Origin of the sequence: Dyadobacter sp. LHD-138 (assembly GCF_030929615.1) — a bacterium.
Taxonomy (GTDB): domain Bacteria; phylum Bacteroidota; class Bacteroidia; order Cytophagales; family Spirosomataceae; genus Dyadobacter.
Genome location: NZ_JAVFVU010000014.1, coordinates 92,485 through 114,767, shown reverse-complemented (window position 1 = coordinate 114,767; position 22,283 = coordinate 92,485). Strand labels below are relative to the sequence as shown.

15 protein-coding genes are annotated in these 22,283 nt (G+C 43.6%); 5 read left to right on the top strand and 10 right to left on the bottom strand.

Translation table 11 applies throughout. The features are described from left to right. Positions 1-64: 64 nt before the first annotated feature. Together RB622_RS12830 and RB622_RS12825 are read right to left on the bottom strand one after the other, a co-directional pair. The gene (locus RB622_RS12830) at positions 65-892 is read right to left on the bottom strand and encodes a hypothetical protein (RefSeq protein ID WP_308046957.1); all 828 of its coding nucleotides are present in this window, start codon (positions 890-892) and stop codon (positions 65-67) included. A 102-nt stretch (positions 893-994) separates the two neighbouring features. Beyond that, on the bottom strand, positions 995-1,678 hold the full coding sequence (locus RB622_RS12825) for an HAD family hydrolase (protein WP_308046956.1): 684 nt from the start codon (positions 1,676-1,678) through the stop codon (positions 995-997). 289 nt (positions 1,679-1,967) lie between these two features. Here RB622_RS12825 and RB622_RS12820 point away from each other — a divergent pair, with 289 nt between their 5' ends. Then, positions 1,968-2,822 (top strand): polysaccharide deacetylase family protein, encoded by an 855-nt coding sequence (locus tag RB622_RS12820; RefSeq protein WP_308046955.1) that lies wholly within the window; start codon positions 1,968-1,970, stop codon positions 2,820-2,822. A gap of 9 nt (positions 2,823-2,831) precedes the next feature. Here the strand turns inward: RB622_RS12820 and RB622_RS12815 are convergent, their stop codons facing one another. Continuing rightward, positions 2,832-3,497: an NAD(P)H-binding protein gene (locus tag RB622_RS12815; protein ID WP_308046954.1), complete on the bottom strand. Its 666-nt coding sequence runs from the start codon at positions 3,495-3,497 to the stop codon at positions 2,832-2,834. 172 nt (positions 3,498-3,669) lie between these two features. Between RB622_RS12815 and RB622_RS12810 the strand changes: the two genes are divergently transcribed. Continuing rightward, entirely contained in the window at positions 3,670-4,512 is an 843-nt protein-coding gene (locus RB622_RS12810) for a CHRD domain-containing protein (protein WP_308046953.1), read from the top strand. Between the two features lie 168 nt (positions 4,513-4,680). On the opposite strand, the gene RB622_RS12805 is transcribed toward RB622_RS12810, so the two are convergent. Further along, on the bottom strand, positions 4,681-5,055 hold the full coding sequence (locus RB622_RS12805) for a hypothetical protein (RefSeq protein ID WP_308046952.1): 375 nt from the start codon (positions 5,053-5,055) through the stop codon (positions 4,681-4,683). Positions 5,056-5,565: 510 nt separating this feature from the next. On the opposite strand from RB622_RS12805, the gene RB622_RS12800 reads away from it, so the two are divergent. Further along, positions 5,566-6,561 carry a zinc-binding dehydrogenase gene (locus tag RB622_RS12800; RefSeq protein ID WP_308046951.1) on the top strand — a complete coding sequence of 332 codons (996 nt, stop codon included), beginning with the start codon at positions 5,566-5,568 and terminating at the stop codon, positions 6,559-6,561. Positions 6,562-6,637: 76 nt separating this feature from the next. Here RB622_RS12800 and RB622_RS12795 read toward each other — a convergent pair whose 3' ends face one another. Beyond that, on the bottom strand, positions 6,638-9,850 hold the full coding sequence (locus tag RB622_RS12795; protein WP_308046950.1) for a T9SS type A sorting domain-containing protein: 3,213 nt from the start codon (positions 9,848-9,850) through the stop codon (positions 6,638-6,640). Positions 9,851-10,134: 284 nt separating this feature from the next. On the opposite strand from RB622_RS12795, the gene RB622_RS12790 reads away from it, so the two are divergent. Further along, the gene (locus RB622_RS12790; protein ID WP_308046949.1) at positions 10,135-12,534 is read left to right on the top strand and encodes an FtsX-like permease family protein; all 2,400 of its coding nucleotides are present in this window, start codon (positions 10,135-10,137) and stop codon (positions 12,532-12,534) included. Between the two features lie 80 nt (positions 12,535-12,614). Then, positions 12,615-13,250, top strand: coding sequence for a LysE family translocator (locus RB622_RS12785; RefSeq protein WP_308046948.1), 636 nt, complete (start codon positions 12,615-12,617; stop codon positions 13,248-13,250). Between the two features lie 5 nt (positions 13,251-13,255). Here the strand turns inward: RB622_RS12785 and RB622_RS12780 are convergent, their stop codons facing one another. From RB622_RS12780 to RB622_RS12760, 5 genes are all read right to left on the bottom strand, one after another. Further along, positions 13,256-15,259 carry a hypothetical protein gene (locus RB622_RS12780; RefSeq protein ID WP_308046947.1) on the bottom strand — a complete coding sequence of 668 codons (2,004 nt, stop codon included), beginning with the start codon at positions 15,257-15,259 and terminating at the stop codon, positions 13,256-13,258. Between the two features lie 143 nt (positions 15,260-15,402). Then, a complete protein-coding gene (locus tag RB622_RS12775) occupies positions 15,403-16,929 on the bottom strand; it encodes a RagB/SusD family nutrient uptake outer membrane protein (protein ID WP_308046946.1) in 1,527 nt (508 codons plus the stop codon). Between the two features lie 48 nt (positions 16,930-16,977). Further along, positions 16,978-20,376 carry a TonB-dependent receptor gene (locus RB622_RS12770; RefSeq protein WP_308046945.1) on the bottom strand — a complete coding sequence of 1,133 codons (3,399 nt, stop codon included), beginning with the start codon at positions 20,374-20,376 and terminating at the stop codon, positions 16,978-16,980. Between the two features lie 43 nt (positions 20,377-20,419). After that, positions 20,420-21,433 (bottom strand): FecR domain-containing protein, encoded by a 1,014-nt coding sequence (locus RB622_RS12765; RefSeq protein WP_308046944.1) that lies wholly within the window; start codon positions 21,431-21,433, stop codon positions 20,420-20,422. A 112-nt stretch (positions 21,434-21,545) separates the two neighbouring features. Next, positions 21,546-22,127, bottom strand: coding sequence for a sigma-70 family RNA polymerase sigma factor (locus tag RB622_RS12760; RefSeq protein ID WP_308046943.1), 582 nt, complete (start codon positions 22,125-22,127; stop codon positions 21,546-21,548). Between the last annotated feature and the right edge of the window lie 156 nt (positions 22,128-22,283).

The following is a 22,283-nucleotide window of genomic DNA, read 5'->3' as shown; positions in this document are numbered from 1 at the left end:
AAGCCAATACGACAATAACAATACTATTTCTTTTCACTTCTTAACGTTTTAGTTTATCAATTATTTACTCACAAATCATGCTGGAAAATAGGTCGAGCTGCAAATTCCGCAATCCCATATCCAGCGCCTTTTTCATATCCGTACACAAAGTACGCTGCTCCGCTTTCGTCATTCTTTTCGAGAGCTCCTTGATATCCGTCGTAACATATTTTTGCTGTACTTGTTTCAAACGCGCCTCTGTTCTTATCTGGTAAATTTCAAGATCGTTTTTACCCAAATCCAATACTTTGTCATAGGCAACAAATGCGTCGTCATAATTATTCATTTTGACCATCATATCACCCTTCTGGATAAAAAAAGCAGGATTTGTCGGATCAAGTTCAATTGCTTTTGCCAGATTCACATCAGCCTCGGTCAGCATGTTCAGCTGAAAATCCAGATGCGCCAGCTGCGCAAACATACCCGCCCGGGCTTTTACATTTTTATTCTTTTTAGTAAGGTCTGTTATTTTAACAAGATCGGCCTTCGCATCCTCTGTCCTGCCCAGATTATTATATGCATAACTTCTTGCATAATAAGCCATTACATTCTTTTGCTTACTTGCCTTAATGGCCGCATTCGCAGGACTTATAGCGTCTTCATACTGCTTCAATCCGTTAAAGGCTATCGCCTTTCCCACATTACCTTCCTCCTTCGCGTCTTTCGCGGAGCAGTCTTTAAGCACCTTCGTAAAGGTATTTAACGCATCCTGATACTGCCCCTGGTCATTTTGTTTATTACCGGCCTGAACCTGTTTATAACATTTATTGGACATTGTAATCAGTTGCTGGGCCTTCAACGCAAAGGGCGACAGCATTACAAAAAGTATAAAAGCTTTGGTTTTTGTTGTCATAAAATGAAGAACTTAATGAACAATGGATTCTGGCTCTAATCAGATTTCGCTTATATGAATCGTGCCAGAAATTAAACTTATAAAAGAAAATATGCGATTTTCTTACAGGAACTGAAGAACTTCCTTGATATGCTCCACACTTCTGAATCGCTCGCTTTCAATGGTATGCTCGATCTGTTCATGCGCCCAGGTGATGGCATAAGGCACATGGATGCCATAACCGCCGATATTCAAAACGGGCAGGATGTCCGATTTCAGCGAATTTCCGATCATTAAAAGATTCTCCGGCAGGATATCCAAATGTTTGATCAGTTTAAGATAATTCGCATCATCTTTCTCCGACATGATCTCAATATGGTGAAAATAATGGCTCAATCCCGATTTTTTAAGCTTTCTTTCCTGATCCAGCAAATCTCCTTTTGTCGCCACTACCAATCTGTATTTTCCCTTCAGTGTATCGAGGACATCCTCCACACCGGCCAGCAGATCGACAGGCTCATTGAGCAGGTTTTTACCCAAATCAAGGATTCTTTCTATATGATCCAGACTGATCGTTTTGTTGGAAACTTTTAGTGCCGTTTCGATCATCGAAAGCATAAAACCCTTTACGCCATAGCCATATAATCCAAGGTTATCCATCTCAATTTTGAACAATTCCCGCTCCATTGCGTGGGGTTGCAAATACTCACTCAACAGGTTGCAAAACTCTTCCTCGGTACGTCTGAAATAAGGCTCATTTACCCATAAAGTATCATCCGCGTCAAAGGCAATAACTTTTATATCCATTTTTTAGTTTTTTGATTGGAGGCAAAAGTAGGGAATTGGAAAGGAAATTGTTTGAAAGTAACCCGATATTTAATTCGCATTTTAATGCCATGCTCCGCAAGTTATCTTATTTCCCAACAATAACTTTGTGATACCGCTGACGGGTAGAAATATATCACCTGAAAGCTTATCAAAGCTAACGAGCTGGGTTAAAAATGTGTATCACAACATTTTAGTAAAATTGAGATACATCTTTATAAACACCCGGTCTCTTATTACTTTCATAACGTAAATTTTAAGCTGGCAAATCGTGAATAAATCCATCTGTCTTCTGCTCCTTTCTTTGTCCGTATCGATGTCTTACGCCCAGCAATCCGCCCCAAAACTAATCGTCCGGGGCGATGACATGGGCTACTCACATTCGGGGAATCTGGCGCTAATCAAATCTTCAAAAGAAGGTTTTCAAACTTCCATTGAGGTGATCGTGCCCTCTCCATGGTTCCCTGAGGCTGTCAAAATGTTGCATGATAATCCGGGCATTGACGTTGGGATACATTTGGCGATAACCAGCGAATGGGACAATATGAAATGGCGCCCCATGACCAATTGTCCCAGCCTTCGTGATGCGGACGGGTATTTTTTCCCGATGGTTTATCCCAACAAAAATTATCCAAAACGATCTGTTGTAGAAAACGACTGGCAGCTGGCTGACATCGAAAAAGAGTTTCGTGCACAGATTGAGATGGCCTTGAAAAAAATACCGCGCATCAGCCATTTATCTTCCCACATGGGTTGCACGGGCATAACGGAAGAAGTAAAAGCGTTAACCAGACGACTTGCCAAAGAATATAAAATTCCGGTTGATGCCGAGCCGAAAGTGGATAAATATGTCAGCTATGACGGTCCGCATAAAACTTCGGATGAAAAGATCCGGAGTTTCATCTCGATGCTCGGCAAACTTGAAAACGGAAAGACTTACCTGTTTGTGGACCATCCTGGCCTGGATGACGCAGAGTTACGGGCGATTTCGCACATTGGTTATGAAAATGTTGCAGAAGACCGGCAGGGTGTGACCGATCTTTTTACAAGCGATCAGGTAAAGGAAGTTATTAAAACCAGAAGAATACAACTGATTGGTTATAAAGATCTCGCAGAAAAAAATTAAAGCGAAATTTTAAGTTGAAATCACGGGTGTTTCCCTGAGATAACTATTTTGCGCTAAAATATCCAGGATAAATATCGCCACATTAAACCGGCTAATGGTCAGTCCCGGTTTCGGCGAATTATTAAAACTTACCAAAATATCTATAGGCCGTGCAGCATTCACCAGTGCCGCCGGTCTGATGGCGGTGTATTGCAATCCGGAAGCGGCAAGAAGCTGCTCCTGTGCGGCGTGCTCCCGATAGGCCGCGCCAATATTGCTGTGATCAATCAACCATCTGAACCAACCAGGAATATACTTCCGACTGTCACCAACACCCCAGGCCGACAGCACAACAATCCGGCTGATGTCGTGTAAAGGACTTAATGCGATAACATGCCTTATCGTTTCAGACAAAAAATTTTCAGGTGTTCTTAATCCCGACCAGGGGAAATCTGACTGACGGGAGATATTTAATGTACTTACAATGGCCTGACAGCCTTGCATGGCTTCATTCAATACCTGCTGGTCCATGGGGTTGCCTGCAAATATTTTCAGATCCTTATGTTGGACGGGAAAATTGCCGATATCCCGCACGATAACATTCACGCTATATCCCTTTTCTAATGCCAGTTTTAACAGCACTTTCCCGGTCCTGCCGGTGGCTCCCAGGAGTAAAATCCGGTTTAAATCACCCATTTCAATTTTTTGTTAGCGAGAAATAAAAATACAAAAATTACTGCCCAGCCTGCCCAAGCCCCAAAACCAGATTAACACACTCATTATTAATAATTTAATATTACAAAATAATGACACGATTCCGTATTAAACATTAACTTTAATGTATCATTTCACCTAAACGAACTATTCTATGAAGTCATTATTCAAACTATGCTCCCTGATCATATTCATCGCTATTTTTTCGGCTTGCGAAGACCACAAAGTTGAAAATGTAGTTTCCCAGAAAGGACTTCCTTTAAGCGCGGCACAAGAATCCGTTTTTAACAGCAGCAAAGCATGGGGATCCGCTGACGTTTCCTACGACAAAGTCAGTAAAGTATTAAGCTATACCGTCAAATGGAATGACCTGACCGGCAACCCGGTTGGCGCGCACATCCACGGAACGGCGCCAAGAGGCACCAATTCGCCGGTAAAACATGATTTCGCCTCATTGATCCCCAAAACACCAAGCGGCTCATTTACCAACTCAGTGGTTGTCGATGGTACAGCAATTAATGAAACCGACCTTTTAAACGGCTTATATTATTTTAATTTTCACACACCAACCAACCCCGGCGGCGAAATACGCGGACAGATCGAGTTTTACAACCAAAGCCATATCGTTAGTAAAAAAGGTCTTGTATTAAGTGGTGCCAACGAGGTTCCGGCCAACCCAAGCACGGCCACGGGAACTGCGGATGTAACCTATAACAAAACGACCAAATTGCTTAGTTTTTTCCTGACCTGGAACAATCTGGCAGGCATCCCTACGGGTTCGCACATTCACGGTCCTGCTGCGAAGGGTACCAATGCGCCGGTTAAATTTGATTTCTTCCCGCTGATTCCCAAAACCGTTTCCGGCTCCTTTTCAAACTCCGTTGTCGTGGATGGAATTGCCATCAATGAAGCGGATTTACTTGCCGGGAAATATTATTTCAACATTCATAATTCCACTTTTCCAGGCGGTGAGATCCGGGCTCAAATCGAGTTTTAAGTGATCTTGTTTTAAACAAACAGGCATCCGAAAGTTCAGAAGCCTGTTTGTTTAAAACCCAATGATCAATCAGCGGCTTTGTTTTTACCCTTAAACAAATTCATCCCACCAATCGCCCCGAGTATAACCGATACGCCAAACCATTGCCACAAATCAATGGATTCTTCATCAGCCAACAATATCCAATAAATATGCAATAGCCTCGGGCGTATGCAGTGCCGCGGTTGACTCCAATGTGATACCGGCAACCATCGCAAATATTTTCCCGCCATTTAACAATTTATGGATACCGGGGCTCGTCTTTTCAGAATCATAAACAGCTCCCTCAACCATCGTAATACCCGCGTAAAACGGCTGAATGGGCATTACATAGGGACGCATTTTTGAATTTGCGCCATTGGCCGCAATCACGAGATCGGCAGCAGCAAATGTTCCGTCTTTAAATTCAATTTTCCATGCGCCGTTTTCCTCGGAAAGCGCAACAAAGTGACTTCCCCAAACCACGGTGCCCGGCTTCACGAATTGCCAGCAATCCAGATTCATCGTTGTAAATCGAGCGTGGCACCTTTTGCTTGGGCATCCTTGCGGAGATCTCGCTCATAGACCTTTACACCCCCTCCGTTCATTTGCAAAAGTCTTGCGAGCGTTAATCCGCCGGGGGCGCCTAGCCGAAAGCAAAATTGTCATACAATATTATTCGTGGTAAGGTTTATTTACTTATAAAATAATCTAATTCTATCTTTAAATATGGATAATTTGCGTATACCCTTAAAGGTTGCAAGATGGAGAATCACCAGTATAGCAGATCGGGGAAAAACATGCCGCGAGATTTTCATCTTCCAAGCTATTTAAATACCAGGAAAATTTGTTATTTTGAGTCTTAAATAAACCCCTGTGGCAGACTGAATGTCAAGCAATTGATAAAATGTTGTTGCGACAGCACGTATTTACCGGATAGATCATAAATTAAGATATTTTAATCGCGTTGCGCGTAAAATGTTTTCAGTTTGCTATTTGCCTCAGAACACTCAATTTAGCCCACCACAATGAAATATGAAAGCAGCCGTTTTGGATCAGTCAGACTTCTCAATCCGCATTGAAGAAGTCGCGATTCCTGAAATAAAAGCTGGTCAGGTCCTCGTCAAAATCAAAGCAGCAAGCCTGAACCATCATGAATTATGGCCTATGCAGGAAAAAAACCAGTTTGCAGATTTTAAGATTATTCCTGGTGCGGATGGCGCCGGTGATGTTGTTGATATTGGACCGGATACCGACAGCTCCTGGCTTCATAAACGCGTCATTATCAATCCTTCATTAAACCGGGATAAAAACGCGAAAAATTTCGAAAGTGATTTCGAGATCCTGGGTTATCCCACACAGGGTACCTTTGCAGAATACATCGCCATTGATGAGCGATCCATTTATGAAATTCCGGCCCATTTGAGCTATGAAGAGGCCGCAGCTGTTCCCCTGGCCGGGCTTACGGCATACCGCGCGCTTTTTTCCCGGGGACAACTCAACCGGAAAAGTACTGTATTAATCACCGGCATTGGTGGCGGCGTGGCGCTCTGGGCTTTGGCATTCGCATTAAAAATGAATTCCAGGGTTTATGTAACATCCGGGCAAGACGATAAAATACAAAAAGCCATTGTTGCCGGGGCCAGCGGCGGGGCAAATTATAAAAACCCAAACTGGAAAAAGGAATTGTCTGATCAGACAGAAGGGTTTGACCTGATCCTGGACGGAGCTGCCGGAACGGGGTTCGAAGTTTTACTGCATCTGGTAAAAGCCGGTGGAAAAATAATAAGTTTTGGCAGAACGGCCGGATCAATACCCTCATTTAATCCCAAACTCATCTTTCTCAAACAAATCACCATTATGGGCACGACCATGGGCAATGCTGATGAATTTAAAAATATGCTCTATTACGTGCTGTATCATCAACTCCGTCCAATCATCGATTCGGTATATGCATTCGACGATATCCAATGCGCGTTTGAACGTATGGAAAGCGGGGAGCAGTTTGGGAAGATTGTGTTGAAAATGTGATCGTTGATCCAATAATCTCACAAAAAACGCGCCCGGAATCAAGCGCGTTTTATAAATATCCTTTTTGTAAACCCCGTTATCTGGCAATTACAACCTTCTGAGACGTTCTACCACCATCCACTTTTTTCACTTGTATCACGTAAACGCCAGTTGCAAGATGTTCCAGCGAAATACCATCTGCTGGGATATTATTAAATTCCAACACCATTTGTCCCAACGCATTGGTCATTTTCACCGACTCAACTTTGCCTGCGTCCGAACGGATATAAAGTCTTTCAGAAACCGGGTTGGGATATAAAACAACTCCATTTTTACCATCATTGGACAGGCTTCTGATTCGGCTGAAAGCAAATGTTCCATCACGATCCACCATCTTCAATCTATACAAATTTTCTCCGGCAAAAGGCCTCGCATCAGTAAATGCATAATTTTGTTGCGAACTGCTTTCCTGTGCCGCACTCAAATTTCCGATCACTTCCCAATTTCTTGCGTCAGCACTTTTTTGTATTTCAAAATAATCAGAATTCGATTCAAAATTGGTGATCCATTTTAATAAAATCTGATTCTCAACCTTCCCCGCGTCAAAACTTATTAGCGTCACAGGCAGCGGCGTAGCAGCGTTAATGAAAAAATAAACAGATCCGGAATTCGATATTGTATTATCTCCATTCGTATCCTCATCATCACCAGGGGCAGTCGTAACAATGTACTTAGCGCTAATGGCTACCGAACTAGCAAATGCATCTCCCCGGACACTGTCCTTCGAGATTAAAGTCTGAGATAATCCCCAGTTATTTGTTCCGCCTTTATTTTTTCCAAAAACATAGGCTGCATCGTAACCATAATCTACTGCTCGGCCAAGCGAATCCAGACCTAAACGGCTTGTTCCCATGACGGCATAATCATCTGAAATACCTACCGTCCTGCCAAACTTTTCAATCGTTGAGGTCTGCACCTTTGCACCAGCTGTTTTTTCTGCTCCTCTTAAACTCTTCTGTATCCCCCAATGATCTGTCCCGCCACTGTTTTTACTATAAATATACACGGCACTGGCATCCCAGATATAACCAGCCGGAGCTCCAACAATAACATTTTCACCACTTATTGCCAATCCGATTCCAAACTGGCTTCCAGAGGTCCGTTCTGATGCAACAAGCTTTTTTACCTGCCCCCAGTTATTAATTCCACCCTGGTCTTTTTTGAAAATATAGGCTGCTCCTGAATTATCAATAAAATTCGCATCCGACTCATCATAATCGTCTCCTATGGCCCCCGCAATTGCATAATCTCCACTGATCGAAACCGCTGAACCTAGCTGAACATCCGCCAGACGCTTTTCGATCGTTACTTTTTTCACCAACCCCCAGTTATCGGAACCGCCCTGATCCTTATTGAAAATATAAGCTGCACCGGAGGCATTAAGCTTATTCCCTTCAGATTCGTCCTCATCTTCACCAAAAGCACCAACAATAACGTTATCTCCACTTATTCCGACAGAAATCCCGAACCAATCATCGACTGTCGGAACCGATGAAGTAATTTTTTTCAGAAATCCCCAGTTATTGGCTCCACCTAAATCCCTCTTGAAAATATACGCAGCACCTGTACCACTTACCTGCCACATCGCGCTGACGACTACATACTCGCCACTGATCGCAACAGAATAACCAAAAGCGTCCCTTTCGTGACGATCCGGTGCGACAATTTTCTTGACCTGTACCCAGTTGCCAGCATTATTGTACATGATGTAGGCCGCACCAGCAAAAATGATCGGGTTTTGTCCATCCGCATCCCCACTTTCCAAGGGAGCACCCATAATTGCATAATCTCCGCTGATTGATAACATTCCGCTAAAGGCAGAAGGTTTGGCACCGGTTGATGCCGTGACTTTTTGCAAAAGATTCCATGAATCTGGACCTGAATAATCACCCGTAAAAAAGTAAGCCGCACCAGCCGATTTTACTGTCAGATTCTCATGATCATCTCCGCTTTCACCAACGGCACCTACCAAGGCGCTTTCTCCGCTGATTGCTACCGAGGTGCCAAAATAATCGCCTGAACTGCTACCGGAAGCGTTAACCTCCCTTAATAACCCCCAATTATTGGAATCACCCTGATCTTTTTTGAAAACATACGCGGCACCTGCGTCAGGGTTGTTCACACGATAGTCCCTAGACCTCGATCCTACAATAGCGCGATGCCCGTCGATAGCAACAGCAAAGCCAAACTCCGCACCGGCTTCCTCAACCGGAGCAACGAGTTTTTTCACCTGTCCCCAGTTATTAAAAGCACCCCAGTCCTTTTCAAAAACATAGGCCGAACCATTCGCTCCGGAAGCGCCGACAACAACAAAATTGCCTTCAATAGAGACGGAGCAGCCAAAGTAAGCATGCTCTGAACGTGCAGTAGCCGTCAGCTTTTTAAAGAGACCCCAGTTATTTTCCCCACCAACGAACTTATTAAACAGGTAGACTGAGCCTGATCCGGGCATTGTATTGCCTTCGTTAGCATCCTCGCCCTCCCAGTTCGCACCAACTACTGCATAATCATTACTTATTGAAACCGAATACCCAAAAGAATCTCCGGCGTCACGGACAGGTGCAGTGATTTTTTTTACAATTCCCCAGTTATTCGCGCCGCCATTGTCACGTTTGTAAATGAATGCCGATCCAGAATCGTTGATCGTGTTCGATTCATGTGCGTCCTGGTCTTCCCCGGGAGCACCCACGATCACATAATCGTTGCTAATCCCGACGGAAAATCCAAAAGCATCGCCATATTCCGTACGAACAGGAGCAACAATTCGCTTTACTTCACCCCAATTACCCGTTCCTCCTTCATCTTTTTCGAAAATGTAGGCAGCTCCCGCACTGTTGAACTGGTTTTCAGTGTCTCTGTGCGCGCCAACGACGATGTAGTTGCCGTAGATTGCTACCGCACACCCAAAATAGGCTTCGCTGGTCCTGCGGCTGGCATTAATTTTTCTTACTTTTTGCCACTTGCCTTCCACTTTTTGAAAAATAAAGGCAGCACCGGAATTCATCATCGGATTTAATCCCAGAGAGTCCTCATCGTCATAACGTGCGCCAACGACTGCATAATTACCGGAAATAGCAACGGCACTTCCAAATTCATCGTCAACACTTCTTCCGGAGGTCTTTTTATTCGTCCGGTCATTTCCGTTCATTTTAATGATCTGTTTCCAATCTTGCGCCTGTGCCGTACTAAAACTGATTGCGAAAAATAAAAAAGGAACTACTCTTTTTAAGAGGGGTAAAAAACACTGCATTAGACTAAATTGATTAGTGAGATTGAGGATTTATCAATCGGCTAATGTAACGGAATAATCAAAATAATTCTACATAAGTACCCAATTATAATTAACCAAATGCGATAAGATGACCATTGGGAAGCGATTCCAAAAGTGTCAGTGATGACCGGTAACAAATAAACGTTCACGATACTGCTCGATCCGGCTAATGTTAAATCATGTTAAAACCCTTTGTATCAATTCTCAAAACCCGGGTATTTCTTTAACTTGACCAGTCAAATCCCGAACACAACAGTCCGGCCATGTTAAAAAACTACTTCAAAATTGCCATACGGAATCTTCGTCATAACCGAACTTATTCGATTATGAATATGCTCGGGCTGGGTTTGGGCATTGCGGGTGCCGTGCTGATATTCCTTTTCCTGCGGTATCATCTGAGCACCGACCGCCATCAGTCCGGTTTTGGCCGAATTTACCGGGTTGTCCTGGATCTGCACCTGGATGAAGGAACCGAACACGAATCAGGCTCAGCAGCGCCTATGGCTCCTACCCTTTTACGGGATTATCCCCAGGTAGAAAAAGCCGGGTTTATGTCAAAAATGCCAAACATGACCTTAGCCGCAACCGACAACAAAAAGACCACCCGCTTTCTCGAAAAAACAAATGTGGTTCTGGCAGACCAGGGTTTTATGGAAATGTTTACTTTCGACTGGCTTAGTCCGTTCGATCCGCATCAGATGACTGAACCGGCAACGGTGGTGATCAGTGAAAAAATTGCACGAAAATATTTTGGAGAAACTGCCGTCACCGGAAAAGTCCTGCGCATGAATAACGCCCACGATTTAAGGATCATTGGTGTGGTAAAAGATCAGAAACATCCCACAGACCTCGATTTTGAAGTTTATATTTCACTACCAACGATCAAACAAATCGATCCGGCTTACGACATGTCGTCGTTTTCCTGGATCAGCAGCCGAAACTTCACATTCGTCCGTTTTGCCAAAAATACCGATGTAAAAAAAATACATCATCTCTTAAAAACCAATGGCCCGAAATTCTATGGAGCCGAGGCTAAGTATTACGAACACCAGTTTCAACCCTTAGCCGATATCCATTTTGATGAAAGATATGATGGTAAAATAAGGAGATCTATACTTTGGATACTGGCTGGCGTAGGGACTTTTTTACTGGTTATAGCCTGCATCAACTTTATAAATCTGGCCACTGCACAGGCATTGAAACGAGCAAAAGAAATTGGGGTCCGAAAGGTTTTAGGCAGCACGCAGCAGCAACTATTCTGGCAATTTATGAGCGAAACAGCATTGATAACCCTGGCCTCTTCACTGCTGACATTGCTCTTCATCACATTATCCTTACCCGCGATGAACAATTGGACGCAGACAAAGGCGTACCAATTCGGGCAATTATTTCAATCTGAACTGGCTGTTTTCTGGCTGGTCACGCTGCTTGTTATCGTTATCCTGGCCGGGTTTTACCCTGCTGTCATCATTTCAGGTTTCAACCCCATCCATGCGTTAAAAGGTAAACTTGGAAACAAACAGGTTGGCGGCATCGGGCTTCGGCGCTCCCTGATTACGGTTCAGCTGGTTATCGCGCAAGTACTGGTTATCGGGACTTTGATCTTACTGCTGCAACTGAAATTTTTCAAAAATGCCGACCTGGGCTTTGATCAGCATGCGATTGTAACACTTTCTCTTCCCAAAACAGAATCGGCGAAAAAGGTAAGCCAATCATTTCGTAACGAATTGATGCAAAATCCGGATGTAAAATCAGTCAGTTATCAGTACGAAGCCCCAACCTCGGCCATGGGCTATGGTGGCTCGGTGCGTTTTGACAACAGATCGGAATGGGAAAAATTCGTGATCCGCGACCGGTTTGCCGATCAACATTATCTCGAAACATACAGAATGCCGTTGCTGGCCGGCAGGAGTCCGGTTGACCGTGATTCGGTTACGGAATTTGTCATCAACGAGGAATTAATGCGCCGTTTGGGCATTCAGGATCCGCAGAAAATGCTCGGTCGCCAATTGGAAGATGGCAATACCGGCTTTAAAGGCCCGATTGTTGGCGTTGTTAAAAGCTTCCATCTCAAATCCCTTCAGGACGCCGTAGAACCCTGCGCCATTTTTGCCAATTCGAAACTGTACAAGGAAGTTGCAATCAAGCTCGACACCAGAGATTTTTCAAAATCTTTGAAAACCATTCAAAATGCCTGGCAAAAAATATATCCGGATGAAGTCTTCGAATATCAATTTGTTGACGAAAAAATTGCCCGGTTTTATCAAAAAGAAGAACAACTGACAACCCTGATCCAGTCCTTCGCAATCATTGCCATTTTCATCTGCTGTCTTGGATTGTACGGCATGGTTTCATTTATGGTTTCTCAGAGAACAAAGGAAATCGGTGTAAGAAAAGTGCTTGGAGCCGGTGTCCACAGCATTGTTTTATTATTTGGGAAAGAATTCTTACAACTTGTCTGCCTTTCATGCATCATCGCAACACCAGTAGCCTGGTATATTATGAACAACTGGTTGAATAACTTTGCATACCGCATCAACCTGCACTGGTGGCTCATGGCTTCCGGCGGGCTGATCATTCTGCTAATCACGCTGCTGACAGTAGGTTACAAAGTGGTGCGAGCGGCTTTGATGAATCCGGTAAAAAGCCTGAAAATAGAGTAGCATTAAATCTTCCCAACCAACTTGTACCATTAAATTCTAGCGAAACAGCTATATTTGAAAAAACATCCAACACGTTTACTATGAGCGGAATAATCCAATTTGAAACTTTTTTACTAACCTGTATTTTACTGAACATCACACCTGGTAACGATACTATTTTTATTTTAACACGGACCATCGGACAAAATAGAAAGGCAGGAATTATTTCCGCTTTGGGTATCGGGACCGGTAGTATTATTCACACGATCCTCGCCGCGTTAGGACTTTCAATCATTATTGCAAAATCGATTCTGCTTTATAACATCATCAAGTACGCCGGAGCTATATATCTGTTGTATATGGGTTATAAGATGCTGACTGATAAAAGCCGACTTGACACAGGCGAAATCGTGCAAGAACCATCAATTGACTACGGAAAAATATATCGGACTGGCATCATGACCAACTTGTTGAATCCAAAAGTAGCCTTGTTTTTTATAGCTTTTCTTCCACAATTCATTGATCCGACCTTAAAAAATACAGTGCTCCCTTTTCTGGCCCTGGGTATAACGTTTGTGACTACGGGGGCAATCTGGTGTTTGTTTCTGGCTGTCTTTGCCTCTTCCATTTTCGCCAGGTTAAAAAACAATGGCAAAGTTTCTGGTTATATAAATAAATTCTGCGGATTTACGCTGATTGCCCTAGGCATAAAAGTCGCTTTAACCGATAGAAAATAAGCCAATTACTTCAATTCAAATGCCAACGTTAAAGCGGTTTTATTTTGTGGCTCGGTTTTCAAAACTTTTTGTACATACTTAAAGGCCGCTTCTTTGTTATCCATTTTGAGATAAACCTGAGCAATCTGGTTTAAAATCCGGGTATTGGTTGTGTCCGCCCGGTATCTTTTTTGAAGCGCTACAATAGTCTGGGCATTTGCTTTCAACTGGTTTAGATCAAAACGCGAAGTATTGTTCGCCACGGCATAATCCAAATAGGGCATGGCTTCGGCAGGCCGGTCTGTTTTGAGACAGATCACAAATATATACCAGGCAATATCGAAAGACGGCGACAATGCAAAGGCTTTTTTGAAGCTGAATAATGCTTTGTTTTCATCCCTCATTTCTCCGTTCAACATGGCTGATTTCAAGTAATAACCCGCTTCCAGCGGATATTCAAGTACGAGGGTTTCCACTGTTTTTCTTGCATTGATCAAGTCTTTACGCTGTATGTAGTAATCGAACAAGGCATTCATAGCATCCAACCATTGAATCTTTCTGTTGGCAAGATCAAAAGCCAGTTTCGCCTCAAAAGATGTTGTTTCCGGCATTTTAGCATGCATCGTTTCTTTAAAGGGCCAGCTGTTTTTAAGTTTTTCCACTTTGTAAAGCCCAGACAAAGAATCAACTCTTGTAATAGGCATTTCATTTAACAATCGGGGAAAAGTTATATTTTCAGCCGGTTCAGCATCAACAAGTCTTGCTTTTTGCAAAGCTTTGTAAAAGACATCCGACATCAGCGCATAACCCTTCAAATCAGGATGCACATGTTCCAGAATAAGCGCATCGCCTACGATATGATTTGTTGAATTTGCTTCAAAAATTGCTTTCGTGTCAACCAGATACACGTTCGAATACCGGTCGGCCAAATCTTTTATAGTTGTATTAAACACAGAAGGAGCCCGGAACCGCAATCCGTCAAGATCTCTCGCTTTTGAAAAACATGCAGCCGCCAGTTTGACATTGCCCAAAACCAGGGAAGTCTGCCCGAGGTAATAATTACAAAGGGCATGTCCGTCATAAATCTGATCCGCTTTTTGAAAACTGTTAAAAGCGGTTTGATTATCGCCCGACTTTAATGCTTTCAAACCTTCGTCATAACTTTTAGAGAATTCCGGAAATTTGCTATTGTCAGCCGAAAAGCTCACAAATGGCTTCAAATCCTTTTCATTGCTTACCAGATTACTGATAAAAACCGGGATATCGTTTTTGTTAAAAACTTCCAGCGTTTCATTGAGATTATGACGAAACTGCGTTACGCCCCGCTGATACAATTCCGACTGATAAACAATTTTTTGATCAGCAGCCATGCGTTGCATCCTGGTTCCATCCTGGGTAGCATTTGCTGACTCATTGAGCGGATTAACCTTTTCAATCAGCGCTGTAAGCAACTGCGTTATCTTAAATTCTCTCAGATAAAGGATCAGCTTAACCAGAAAACGGCTCCCTCCTATTTTCTCCGTTGACCCAACACCCAAAGCGCCGTAATATTCATTATGACCTGTGTAAATCATCACGGCATCCGGCTGATAATTCACCACTTCTCTCGCAAAACCTGAAACCGTATATGAATTTACCGCGGTTAGTGAAACATTAATAATTTCAAAATTTCGATCCGGATACGTATGCGTTAACCGGTATTGAAGCCAGCGGTGAAAAGAGCCGTTATGAAAATAAGGATAACCGATCGTTGTCGATTCACCCAGTACAAAGATTCTCAGTGTGTTTGCATCCTTTTTCTTCCTGAAAGGTTCCACATTTCCAGTCGTGGCATTCCTTTGATTGGAAAAATATTTTTTGGACGCATCCGGGTTCAGGAATAGAAAATTTTTGTCTCTGGGATATTCGATAAACAAATTGAGATCATATCCGTAATGAAAAATACGCAGGGTTAATTCCAACAAAAACAGCAGTACAAACGGAACCAAAAGACTGATCAACCGAAATACGATAAGTCTTTTCGGCTTCATAACATTTGTTTTCGCTTGTTTCAAAGTCTTCATTTTCAGGTTTGACAGAATGTATTTTTTACAACTAAAATTATAGCACAAATTGGTTTAACCGTACTTGCACACGGTTAAACCAAAGTCAATTTTATGAACGCAGGGACTTATTAGTACCCGTCATTCTGCTTCCAGGCCGGATTCCGTACCATTTCGGTATAAGGAATTGGCGCGATGTATTTCTGGCTGATATTCGTCCCGGCCGGAATCGGATTTTCTACCGGATTTCTTTCAGCTATAATTTTCGGGAGCAATTGCAGACGGACGATATCAAACCAGCGCACACCAAATTCGCCGGCAAATTCGTACGCCCGTTCAAAAACCACCGCATCACGGAAAGCCGTTTGGGCAAGTCCGCCTGGCAAATCAGGCAATCCCGCACGCTTCCTCACCAGGTTAATCGCTGCATAACCTTCTGGTGTCGGTGCGCCTCCGGCCATAGCCGACGCCTCAGCGAAATTCAAAAGGACCAGCGGATAACGCATGATATCGGTCGCCTTGTTTGTACTTGGCTGTATCGAAAGAAGCTGCGTATCTGTTTCCTTCACACCATCGCCATTAAGTCCTGCCCTGAATTTTTTGTAATACGGATGCTTGGCATGGGTTTCGGAAGAATTCCACGGCACCAGTTTAAACGTGGTTTTGTCGGGTTGTCTCAATTTAAGCGTTGTATAAAAAGTCAGGTCGGTGCGACTGCATTCAGGTGCTTTTTCAAAAAACGCAATTTCAGGATATACATCATCCCAACCGCTTGATCCATCAACCGCTACTTCATCCAAAGGAATATTGCTGGATCCGAACCTGCGGTTTGGCAAGCCGCCCGAGACATTGTATTGAAGGGCAAAAATGGATTCCGTGCTGTTGTTCGTCGTGAAAACCTTGTCATAGGCCGTGTTCAAATTATACACATTGGCATCAATAACCGTTTTTGCTTCGGCAGCAGCCAACGCATAATTGCTCACCTGGTTCAACGGCCAGCCAGCCATGGTCAGATATACATCGGCCAGAATGGAACTTGCGGCATATTTATTAGGCTTGCCTTGTTCCAGCTTGGTCCCGAGCATGGTTTTCGCCGTTTGTAAGTCGCTGATAATCGCCGCATAAACCTTGGCTATTTCTTCTCTCGGCGGTCTTTCATTTACATCAATGGTTCCCAAAATGATCGGAACCTGACCAAATGTTCTTACCAGATAATAATAACATAACCCTCTCAGAAAATACGCTTGCCCGGCAGCAGCATTTTTAAGTTCCGGTGTGGAATTCACTTTATCAAAATTGGCTATGACGTTATTGGCCTGATAAATTGTTTCCCAGGGGCCCTGCCACTGCGCGACCATACTTTGGTTGGTACTTCCACCAGCCAGTTTATCAAAATCACGCTGGTCCTGTTTGTTAAGTCCCGGGTCGGTGGTGTAATCATCTGAGCCAAAATAGGAAGTCTCTTTGCTGGTGAATCCCCAGCCACCATCTCTGGCCAGGCGCACGTACATGGCTGCCACCGAGGCGTCCAGGTCACTTTGTGTTTTAAAATAAGTTACCGGCGTTAACGTTCCCTTGGGATCTTCCGTGAGCGACTGGCATCCGGCAAAAACCATCATAGAAACGATCGATGCCACTATTGAATATCTTGTCTTCATTTTATAGTCTTTAATCAAATTTAGAATTACTGGTTAAGTCAGAATTGATCACAAACCCAGGCGAATTCCCACCGTGTAGGTTCTTGGATTGGGAATCACCCCAAACTCCTGTCCTTGTGAAATAGCGTCATTGCCGTTTTCAACTTCCGGATCGTAACCTTTGTAAGGTGTGATCGTGAAAAGATTTTGCCCGCTCAAATACAATTCCAAACTTCTTACCTTTATTTTGCTCAGCAGTTCAGTCGGCAGACGATAGGAAATCGCAACGTTTTTAAGTTTGATATAACTTGCATCATACACATAACGGCTGCTCAGGTTATAGTTCTTGCCGGTTTTACTCCATGCAGGATTGTCGGTTTCATTTTCAGGCGACCATAAGTTTTCAGGAACAGCTTCCGCCGTCGTTGCATTTTTCATATCACCCAATCCGCCCCAAAGAAATGCCTGTGTCTGTGAAAATTTCTTGTTTCCCTGCGTACCCTGAAACATAAAACTCAACGTAAAAGCTTTGTAAGAAACGTCATTGATGAAACCCAGACTGTATTTTGGCGTACCATTTCCGATCGGCACATAATCTGCCGAAGTATAAGCATGGTCACCGTTTACATCCGCATACTTTGCATCCCCTGGTTTCATCCCAAACACGGCTGCTGCCGCTGCCTCGCTGCTTTTCCAGGTGCCCAGAAAATCAAATCCGTAAAACTCGCCGAGCGGACGGCCTACTTTCAAAATTCCCTGTCCTGTCACACCGCCTGTAATTACATTATCCAATCCACCCAGGTCGAGTACTTTATTGCGGTTAAATGCGATGGTAAAGTTGGTATTCCATCGAATTTTGTCGGTCACCACCGGTGTTCCCCCCAGAGCAAATTCTAGTCCTTTGTTGGAAACACTACCGATATTCCGGCTGTAAGTGCCACCTCCCAAATAGAAAGGAGCCTGATAATTATACAAAAGGTCATTCACCGTATTCTGGTAGGCATCGGCGGTAAACGTCAGTCGGCCATTTAAAAATGCTGCGTCTATACCAATATCGTAAGATGTCTTGACCTCCCATTTAAGCGAAGGAGATACCGGAGCTCCCAGGGGTGTTGCCACACTCGGCGTTGCTCCGTCGAAATAATAGGCAGGCTGCGTTCCGCCGGTCGAGATAACCGGGATGGTTGAGTAAGCCGCCACGGCCTGATTGCCCGTCTGTCCGTAAGAAGCCCTGATTTTCAAATTATTGACAAATCGGGAATCTTTAAGAAAGTCTTCGTTCGCCAGATTCCAGCTTACCCCAACCGACGGGAAAGAACTGTATTTATCGGTAAGGTGGGAAGAACCATCAGTTCGTAAACTGGCGGTAAGGAAATATTTTTCCTTGTAAGAATAGTTAACCCTTCCCATGTAAGACCGCAGTACATCGGCTGAAAAAGTGGAAGAAGTTTGCTGCGTAGCGCCCAGACTAAGATTATAATAACCCAGCGAATAGGTTGATAAATTCTTCGCGGTTGCCTGTACGGCAGTATTTTGTCCTGACATCGCCTCGTACAAACCTGTAACTGTCAGTGCGTGATCACCGAATTTTTTCTTGTAGGTAAGGAAATTACTGCTTAAAAAACCTCGGGAGCGGTTTGAGTTAACTTGTGCATAATCTGATTTAGAATCATACTCACCTGTTCCCGGTCCGAACGCCCGCTGGCCATAACCCGTACCGATCGAATAAACATTGGTTGAAGTAAATGTCAGATCATCCAGTATTCTGTAAGTAAGCGTGGCAGTTCCCGAAACGTTGGTACCGATATTGTCAACAACCTGGCTGTTGGCCTGTGCGATAGGGTTAAACTGGATCGACGCATAAGAAGAACGGTTGATATAATTTCCGGTAACCGGGTCACGCACGAGCGAAGTCGGGTCCCATTCAACGGCCTGATTAAACGGATCGCCAAGACCGCCACCATAACTGTTATTGTGGCTTTTCGGAATTGTGGCTGCCACAATGAATTTCAGGTTCATCCGGCTATTGATCTTTGTATCAATGTTGGATCTGAATGAAGCACGTTTATACGATTGATTCAAGATAACTCCGGGCTGATCCAGATAGCCAAGAGAAAACCGGTACTTAACCGATTCATTCCCGCCTGACACATCCAGCTGATAATTTTTCACCCACGGTTTTGTATGCAATTCATTTTGCCAGTCCGTCCCACCGTTTTGCTTAAAACCGTTCAGCTGACTTTCATTGAAAGCCGGTGTGCTTCCTGTCGCCACAAATTGTGCATTCACCGAACGTGCAAAATCGTAAGCATTCATCAGCTCAAGCTTTCTGGGAATCATTGCCTTCTGAACCCAGGATTCAAAATTGATCTGCATTTTTCCTGTTTTTCCTGATTTGGTGGTAATCATCACGACACCATTAGATCCTCTCGAACCATAAATTGCAGTAGAGGCCGCATCCTTGAGAATTTCTATGGATTCCACATCATTTACATTGACATCAGAACCCGAACCGATGTTTCCGTCAATTACATAAAGCGGTTCATTACTCCCCGTAATCGAATTAGCACCCCTGATTTTCACACGAAGCCCCTGGCCCGGCTGACCATTCTGGCTCACCACCATCACGCCCGCCGTCGTGCCCTGCAAGGCCTGTTCCAACCTTGAAAGAGGTCGTTTGGCTATTTCCTTCGCAGAAACTGTACTGGTTGCACCCGTCACCTCACTCTTGCGCTGCTCCCCATAACCTACCACAACCACTTCATCCAAACCGCGTTCGCTCACTTTAAGATTGATATCCAGTGAAGTTTTTCCACCAACCAAAACTTCCTGACTTTCATAACCCACAAAACTGAAAATAAGGACGGCGCTTGCGGCTTGCGCGTCGGGAATTTCCAGCTGGTACTGGCCATTGACATCGGAGGTGGTTCCGGTTTGTGTGCCTTTGATAACAATACTCACACCGGGAAGTCCGTCATTTTTTTCATCCAAAACCCTTCCCTTGATTCCCGTTAGTTTTCCCTCTACAACTGCCTGATCAGGACGTAGGTTGATTGGCGACCCTGTGTTTGTTTCGGAATCGTTAAATGGCAGCTGTGTTTGTTTAATTGCCTGTTTCAGCTCATTAATCGAGCCAGAATCGGCGTTTTTCGGAAAAATCGCATAGATCTTTCCATGTTTTTTGTAGTCCAGCCCGTTTGGCTTCAAAACCCGGTTAAGCGTTTCATCCACCGCTTCACCAGCCTTGATCTGATATTGTACCTGCATCCACTTGATCTTGTCGTTGTGGTACATGAAATAAACCGAATGTTTCTTTTCAAGATCTCTCAGAACCAGGTCGAGATTTCGGTAATTTGTTTGGGAACGCTGATCTGTTTGCGGGACCTGTCCGCGCGCAAAAGTCTGGGCGTCGGCAATGGAATGACAGCAAGAAATCAACCCCATCATGAGTAGATTAATTTTTTTCATGAGATTACAATTAAGTTTTAGTACAATTTTCGATTAAGCAGGGTTACTGAATGTTTTTAATCATGATGCCATTTTCCTTTCGCGCGATGGATATAGGCAGAATACTTTCAAGGGCGTTGAGCAGGTCATCTACATTGTCTGTGGGAATAATACCGGTTACCTTTTTCCGTTTTAATGAATCGTTGTCAACACTAACGGTCAGCCCATACGTTTCCTGAATAAGTGCTGAGATTTCTTCCAGCGAGGTAGCATCCAGCGTCCAGATATTGTTCTTCCAGGAGTAAACCGGACTGGCATCAGCAAGATGTTTTCTGGACAGTTTTTTATTGTTGCTAGAAAAATCAACCAAATCACCGGGGTTCATTCTGATCTCGTTTTTCTCGCCAATACCGCATAAATAGAGATGAACGAGACCTTCACTCAATACGACCCTGGTCTTATTTTTTCTCGTGTTCACGTTAAACTCCGTCCCTTTTACCTCGACATTCAGGTCTGGTGTGTGTACCACAAATTTCACAGACTGGTTGTTTCTTCTGATTTTGCTCACGCTAAAAAACGCCTCCCCTTCAAGCCAGACCTCACGTTCCGTGGGTTTCCCCCAAACATCTGAAATACGCAGGGTTGAATTCGCATTGAGGGTTACAAGCGACTTATCAGGCAACAACAAACGTCTTGACTCCCCGAAAGCTGTGCGATAAGTCTGACTTTGGATACGTTTGTGAAAATAGCCAGCAAAAACAATAACCAGTAGTGAAACCGCCGCCGCAACTTTCATCCAGAATTTGCTCTCTCTCAGAAAATGAATTTTACCGACCTGCTTTCCTTCATCGATCCGTTGCCAAATTCTGTCGACCGTTTCAGAAGTTGGCACGACGCCTTCATCCGCAGAAGCCAGCAACACCAATTGTCTGGCCATTTCTACGTCTTTATTTTTGAACTGATTTTCATTTAGCCAATCGCGCCAGAAAACTTCGGCTTCTGGTGTGGGAGCAAGCACCCAGCGACAAAAAAAATCGTCGACAGCAAAATCCTCCGGTTCAAATGACAAATAATTCATAGAAAATCTGGTTTCCCTTATTCATTTATCAAATGGGGATAACCGGCTGGGATTACCCCAGGAATTAAACTTTTTTTTGAAATATTTAAATTTTTCACACAATCAACTACAACTACCTGAAAATCAACAGCGTAAAAAAGCTCAAAATAATCTCTGAATAATCCGAAAGAATCCCCCTCAGCCCTTTCATTGATTTTTGAAGCGTATTATGGACAGATTGCAACGAGATGTTCATAATATTGGCAATCTGTTGATGGTTAAATTCATGGTAATAGCGAAGATTTACGACTTCCTGCTGCCTCGGTGGAAGTTTCAGAAGTGCTTTGCCAAGCATCCTGGTTCTTGCTCCTTCATTTTCAGAAGCAATCAGCTGGCTTTCTGCGGAAGTAGAAAAGAACTTTTGCTCGTAACTCAGAACATCAATACCCACGGCACTCCGACTCAACGGATTTTGAGTAATCTTTCGTCTCAATACCCGGAACAGATAAAACTTGATAGAATCCGTATCCGACAACCGTTGCCGACTGTTCCAAAGCTCAACGAACATATCCTGAATCGAGTCTTCAACCAGCTGGCTGTCAGGTGTAAGTTTATGACCATACTTGTAAAGTATCTCAATATAACTGCGGTACAACATGGAAAAGGCAGCATCATCTCCGCTTCGGAAGTTCCTCCACAAGTCTGTATCATTCATGTGATTTTTGCCAAGAAGGTTAACAAATAAGTCTGGCAAACTTAGAATCACGGCATTAAGAAAATCTTAATAAATGATTAACAGTGCTATTTTTTTGCAATTTTATTTAATAATTTAAATAAAAAACCAGATTATATTAATCAACAAATCCATAAC